A 5,994-nucleotide genomic window follows, 5' to 3' on the forward strand; every position below is an offset into this window, starting at 1 on the left:
GGCGCAGGGATTGCCGGGCGGCCGGGCGGTCCCCGTGGCTACCGGTCCTCGTGGCCACCGGTCCCCGTGGCCACCGGTCCCCGTCTCGACAGACCGGTCATATCGCCAAGATTCGGTCGTGACGGGTGATCTATATCGCTACCGGTAGCTGCTATTGATGTCCGAGAGTTGCGGCACCGCAGCGTTATGCACGCATCGTGACCAACATGTGCCCAGATTCGGCACAACTCGTACTTGTCACTACGGTCTGTAGTTCGCTACGGTTGCGAGGTATCAACAGCTCCGGGCCGACGCCGAGTTCTGCCCACGGTCCGGAGCTCCCTCCGAGAGACCTTGGGCAGAAGCGGGGGAACCACGTTCCTCCGGGTGGCTCGTTGCGGGCCGCCCTTGGGGTTAAGCCGTTACGCGCACGCCGCGGAAACGGCCGGGCTTCCCGGCCCGAACCCGACAGCTAACCTCGCAGGCGTACGGGAAGGACTCGACGTTGCCTGTGTTTCAGGAACGCTCGGCTCCGGTCTTCTGGACCGTGACGCCGTTCGGCGCGACCCGCGGTGCGTCCCCGCCATATTGGGCGCCGTTCTCGCCCTGACGTCTTCGCGAGAACGTGCCATCCGGTCGGTGCCCGTACCGGCCGATCGCGCTGACGCGCGATACCACCAGCTCGGCTGAAAGCCACCTGACCTCGTCATCCGTGGTCGGCTGACCCCTGCCGTCCACCGGGCCCGCCAGGCCCGGAACGGAATGACCGCGGCCGCCTGCCGGGCTGCTCAGCCCATCGACCCCGGAATCCCCAGGGCGCGTCGATCGGTCGTCCCCGGACGGACCCTCGGCGCACCGGGGGACCGGCACTGGGTGCTGCTCTTCTCCAGCGCGGTCGTCTCCGCTCGCCCTCCTTCGAGCGGCATCCCTCCCCTCGATCACCAGTCTGTGCTCGACGACACCGAAATGAGATGTCAAAGAAATGGCCAAGGGAAAGCATCGGAAAAATTCCACCCGGACCCGGGGCGCCGTTGTCGCCGCCGTCGGTGTGATCGGCGCCGGCGCCGGCATGCTCGCCACCGCGAGCCCGGCCAGGGCCGCCACCACGGTCCCCGATGTGACGATCGCCAGCGCGGCCGCGAACGCGGGACTGCCCGGCTGCCGCGGTGTCCCGCTGGCCACCTGGGTCGCGGTGGCTCTTGCGGAGTCCGGCGGCAACCCCTACGCCCACGCCACCTCCGGCGAGGACTCGCGCGGCCTGTGGCAGATCAACATGCGGGCCCACGCCGGCTGGGTGGGTAACCGCAACCTCTACGACCCAACCGTCAACGCCTGGGCGGCGAAGAAGGTCTGTGAAGGCCAGGGCATCACCGCCTGGAGCGCCTACACCAAGGGCATGCACTACCGCTACCTGGCCCGGGGACAGGCAGCGGCGGCGGCCGTCTCGCGCGGCGCGCGGTTCACGAACGTCTCCTACTCCTCGCTGGCTGCCCCGGCGCGTGCGGCTGCCCCGGCGCGTGCGGCCGTGGTGGCGCGTGCGGCCCGCTACCCGTCGCTGGCCATCGGCCTCGGGTTCCGCCTCGACGTGCACCAGATCCAGAAGAGGCTCGCCAGCCTTGGCTACCCGATCAGCGTGGATGGGAAGTTCGGGTACCAGACCAACCACATGGTCAAGGACTTCCAGCTGAAGCACGGTCTGGTGGTCGACGGGATCGTCGGGCCGCAGACGCGGGCGAAGCTCGGGATCTGACCCTGATCGAGGCCCGCCGACCGGGCGCCGGCGCTGTCGGGCGGTGTTCCCGACCCGCCCGAGAGCGTTGCTCGATATCCGCATGCACCGGATGACTACCCGGGGTGAGCTGGGGGTATTCAGCCACCGGGCCAGCACCGGGCCGGGAGACGGCACCGGCCCGGGCGGGACCAGCCGGCCCGCACGGGAAAACCGAAACGGGGGCCCGATCGATGAGAGCCACGATGCTCGACGACTACCTATCTGAGGCGAGTCCGAACGCATCTTCCGCGACCGGGGCCGGCCTCCTGTTCGCGGTCCTGGGACCGCTGGAGGTGCGGCGATCCTCGGGTGAGCAGGTCCGCATCGACCAGCGCAAGAAGCGCATCCTGCTGCTGACCCTGCTGCTGCACGCCGGCCAGTGGGTGAGTGTGGACGGGATGCGGCTCGCGCTCTGGCAGGATGCCCCGCCGCGCTCCGCTGGGGGCAACATCAAGACTTATCTCTCGGAGCTGCGGCACACCCTCCGGCCGCCCCTGGGCACGCCCGGAGCCGGGGGGAACGGCCCCGGGCGCATCGAGAGCCGGCCGGGGGAGTACCGCCTGGTCGTCGCGCCCGGTGAGATCGACGCTAAGCGGTTCGAATCGGCCGCTGAGCAGGGCCGCGCCGCCGTGCGTGCCGGCTCACCGGAACGCGCCGCCGGGTTTTTCGAAGGTGCCCTCGCGCTGTGGCGGGGGGACGCGTTCGACGAGCTCCCGGCGGAGATCGCAGGCTCGGAGGTCCTCCGGCTGGAGGAGGCTCGCTGGGCGGTGTGCGAGGACCTGATCGACGCCCGCCTGGCCCTCAGCGAGTACGATCGGGTGCTGCCGACCCTGCGGGCGCTCACGGTCGAACATCCGACCCGGGAACGTCTCTGGGCCCAACTGATCCTCGCGTTGGAACACACCGGCCGGCGGGCCGAGGCACTGGCCGAGTACCAGACGGTCTACCGGCGGCTGGTGACCGAACTCGGGATCGAGCCCGGTGTCGAACTGCGGCGTGCCCATCAGCATGTACTGAATCCGGACTCGTGGATCACCTGATACCACGGCCGTGCCGGCCGAGTCGTGCGGCGGTCGAGTTATGGGGACCTGAGCACGGTCCAGGGACCGCAGACCGTGCTCAGGTCCCCCAAATTCACCACCGGAAGTCAGCTGAACCGCCAGTGAACCCGGCGGGGGAATTTCAACCAGACGGGCCGGACCAGCTGGCCGGCGCCCGCGCCACGGGCGCGGCGCCGTCGTGTATCGCCACCGGCGCGCGTCGCAAGGGTGCGCGTCGCAAGGGTGCGCGTCACGGCGCGGGCGCGCGGAAACCGCTGAGGAGAAGACGATGAAGGCTACCTACCTCCCCCCGCGACTGGAGGATGCCGGCAGCTTCGCCGCAGTGACGAACGGCCGCTGGGGCTGGGGGCGTGACTATTTCTGGCGGCGTTTTGCGTGACGGCGGCCGGGGTGGCGGTGGTCCCGATTCCGTCCTGCTGGTTTCTGGTGCTGGCCGACCGTGATCCCGTCGTGCGTCCGCCGGGGGTCCGTCGCATGCTGCGGTACGCCTCCGGGCGGCCGTGGATCGTCGGCAACTGGCCGGACGACGCCATGGTCAGTGCCGTCGCCGGGCGCTCGCGACTGGCCCTGATCGGGTGTGCCGCGACCAACGCGCGACAGCTCCTGCGGCTGCTTCTCTCGGCCCGTGACGTGCATGCTCTCGACCTCGCGCGCGCGGTGGCCGGCGACTACCACGTGATCGCCGAAATCGACGGCCACCGTCGTATCCAGGGCAGCCCGACGGGAACCCGGCGGGTCTTCACCGCCCGGCTGGGCAGCCAGCTGGTCGCCGCCGACCGCGCCGACGTGCTCGCCCGGATCACGGGCGCCCCGCTGAACCGGGCGGCGCTGGCCCTGTCGCTGCTCGACCCGTCACCGCCCCATCCGCTCGACGACCTGGTGCTCTGGGAGCCGATCGACGCGCTGCCCCCGGATCACTACCTTCTCGTCGGCCCTGACGAGAAGGCCACTGTCCTGCGGTGGTGGCGTCGACCGGCACCGGTGCGGTCCCGTGCGGAGGGGGCGCCGACCCTGCGGGCGGCTCTCGCCGAGGCCGTGGCGGCGCGGGTCGCCGGCGGCGGGACGGTGAGCTGTGATCTGTCGGGCGGGCTGGACTCCACCTCGGTGTGCTGCCTGGCCGCGCGCGGCCCCGCCGACGTGGTCGCGCTCACCGGGATCGCCCGCGATCCCGGTGACGACGACGCCCAGTGGGCCGCGCGGGCCGCGGCCACGCTCCCCGGCGTCACGCGCGAGGTCCTGCCCGCCGCCGGGCTTCCCCTCGTCTACGACGGCATTGCCGACGCCGACGAACCGCTTGACCGGCCGTTCGTCGGCATCGTCGACCGGGCGAAGCTGCGCGCGGGTCTTGACCGGGTCGCGCTGTACGGGCCGCGGGTGCACCTCACCGGGTTCGGTGGCGACGAGGTCGCCTATGGCTGTCCCGCCTACCTCCCCCGGTTGTTGCGCCGCCGGCCCTGGCGGGCGCTGCACGACCTGCGCGGACACCGAGCGCAGGAGGGCTGGCCGCGGATGGCGTGTCTGCGGATGATGTGGCCGCGCGGCTACCGGGACTGCCTCGCCGACATGGCCGATGCGCTCGACCAGGCCCGCCGCGCCACGGTCGACCAGGCCCACCGTCCGGCCGGTTTCTCCGGTTTCTCCGGTTCCTCCGGTTTCGGCCGATCCCACCCGGGCGTCCTGGCCCCGCTCGACTGGGCCTTTCCGCCTGTGGTCCCGGGTTGGCTCACGCCGGCGGCCCTCGACCTGCTGGCCGGAGCGTTCGCGGAGGCCGCCCGGCGCGCCTGGCCGCTGGCCGAGACCCGGGACGGCCACGCCGATCTCTTCGCCATCCGCGCCGGCGCGGCGGTGTTCCGGCTGTTCGACCAGCTCGCCGATCCGGTCGGCCCGCCGCTCGCCGCCCCCTTCCTCGACGATCGGGTGGTCCGGGCGGCGCTGGCGGTGCGGCCCGAGGAGCGCACCGGTCCGTGGGAGTACAAACCGTTGTTGAAGGAGGCCATGCGCCGGGTGGTGCCACAGGAATGCCTGCGCCGCGAGACCAAGGCGGATGCCGCCGCCGAGGCGGATCAGGGCCTGCGCGCCAGCCAGGACGTCCTGGTGAAGCTGTGCGATGACAGCCCGTTGGCCGATCTCGGCCTGATCGAGCCGGACGCGCTGCGCCAGGCATGCCGATCTTCGTCCGTACCTGGTCATCGCCACCAGGCGCTGCAACCGACGTTCGCGGTGGACGCGTGGCTGCGGGTGCTCGCGAGCCGGCGGAGCCCTGACTGCGCTACCGGCGGGGCCCTGACTGCGCTACCGGAGGAGTGACTGCGCTACCGGAGAAGTTGAGTGAGCTACCGGAGGAGTGAGTGATCATGGTGACGCTGCGGCCTGACGTAGTGCGGGCGCCGACCGAGTACGGAGCGGTGCTCCTCCATATCGACAACGGCCGGTACTGGACCCTCAACCCCTCGGGTGACCTGGTGCTGCGGATCCTGCTCGACGGCGGCGACACGGCAGCCGCCGCCCGCGGGCTGTGTGAGGCCAGCGAGGTTGACCCGGAGACGGCGCGCCGCGACGTGGAGGGTCTGCTCGCCCAACTCGCGGACGTGGGCCTCATCGAGGCTGAGCCCGAACCCCGATGGTCACCCGAGACCGAGGCGGTTTGCGATCCCCGGGCGCAGGCCCGGTGACCGCGCCGATGGTGGTCGAGCGGCCGGAGGCGAAACCGTCCCTCGCTCGTCGGCTCGGCGCGCTGGTCGCCGTGGGGATCGCGCGGGTGCTCGCGACCCAGTCGCCGGCCCGCATCTGCCGGGTGCTCACGGAGGTGGGCGCGGGCGCCCGCCCGGCCGACTATGACACCGCGCTCGCCGCCCGGCAGGCGGTGACAGCCGTGAGCCTCACCTGCCGCGGCGCGCGGGGCTGCGTTCCCCGCTCGATAGCGACCGCCCTGCTGTGCCGGTTGACCGGAACGTTCCCGACGTGGCGTGTGGGGGTGCGCACCATCGCGCCGTTCGCCGCGCACGCGTGGGTCGAGGCGGACGGAGTGATCGTGGGGGAGTCGATGCCGGCCGGCTACCTGCGGCCGCTGCTCAGCGTCGGTCCGGGAACGGGAACCGGGCCGCGTCGCGCGGGCGGGCTTCGTGGGAGTGGCGGGCTTCGCGGAAGGGGCGTGCCTCGTGACGAGGGCGTACGTCGTTGAGG

The 5,994-nt window shown here is 71.8% G+C and carries 6 protein-coding genes and 1 riboswitch; all 6 genes read left to right on the forward strand.

Going from position 1 to position 5,994, the window contains the following annotated elements:
* Positions 1-326: 326 nt before the first annotated feature.
* Positions 327-480, forward strand: a riboswitch (cyclic di-AMP (ydaO/yuaA leader).
* Between the two features lie 481 nt (positions 481-961).
* The 6 genes from AC08OP_RS19235 to AC08OP_RS19260 all read left to right on the forward strand — a co-directional run bounded on the left by AC08OP_RS19235 (position 962) and on the right by AC08OP_RS19260 (position 5,992).
* A complete protein-coding gene (locus tag AC08OP_RS19235; protein WP_476615460.1) occupies positions 962-1,729 on the forward strand; it encodes a peptidoglycan-binding protein in 768 nt (255 codons plus the stop codon).
* A 212-nt stretch (positions 1,730-1,941) separates the two neighbouring features.
* Positions 1,942-2,790: an AfsR/SARP family transcriptional regulator gene (locus tag AC08OP_RS19240; protein WP_476615461.1), complete on the forward strand. Its 849-nt coding sequence runs from the start codon at positions 1,942-1,944 to the stop codon at positions 2,788-2,790.
* 289 nt (positions 2,791-3,079) lie between these two features.
* A complete protein-coding gene (locus tag AC08OP_RS19245) occupies positions 3,080-3,190 on the forward strand; it encodes a lasso RiPP family leader peptide-containing protein (RefSeq protein WP_476593204.1) in 111 nt (36 codons plus the stop codon).
* Positions 3,187-5,118 carry an asparagine synthase-related protein gene (locus tag AC08OP_RS19250; protein WP_476615462.1) on the forward strand — a complete coding sequence of 644 codons (1,932 nt, stop codon included), beginning with the start codon at positions 3,187-3,189 and terminating at the stop codon, positions 5,116-5,118. The genes AC08OP_RS19245 and AC08OP_RS19250 overlap by 4 nt, the downstream gene beginning before the upstream one ends.
* A gap of 47 nt (positions 5,119-5,165) precedes the next feature.
* Entirely contained in the window at positions 5,166-5,483 is a 318-nt protein-coding gene (locus AC08OP_RS19255; RefSeq protein WP_476604829.1) for a lasso peptide biosynthesis PqqD family chaperone, read from the forward strand.
* Positions 5,480-5,992: a lasso peptide biosynthesis B2 protein gene (locus AC08OP_RS19260; protein WP_462186037.1), complete on the forward strand. Its 513-nt coding sequence runs from the start codon at positions 5,480-5,482 to the stop codon at positions 5,990-5,992. Before AC08OP_RS19255 ends, AC08OP_RS19260 begins: the two co-directional genes overlap by 4 nt.
* Positions 5,993-5,994 lie beyond the last annotated feature (2 nt).

It is taken from the genome of Frankia sp. CeRuru1 (assembly GCF_977966315.1).

Coding starts and splice junctions, on each gene's coding strand:
- AC08OP_RS19245 (WP_476593204.1), top strand. CDS start 3,080: ATGAAGGCTACCTACCTCCCCCCGCGACTGGAGGATGCCGGCAGCTTC.
- AC08OP_RS19235 (WP_476615460.1), top strand. CDS start 962: ATGGCCAAGGGAAAGCATCGGAAAAATTCCACCCGGACCCGGGGCGCC.
- AC08OP_RS19240 (WP_476615461.1), top strand. CDS start 1,942: ATGAGAGCCACGATGCTCGACGACTACCTATCTGAGGCGAGTCCGAAC.
- AC08OP_RS19255 (WP_476604829.1), top strand. CDS start 5,166: ATGGTGACGCTGCGGCCTGACGTAGTGCGGGCGCCGACCGAGTACGGA.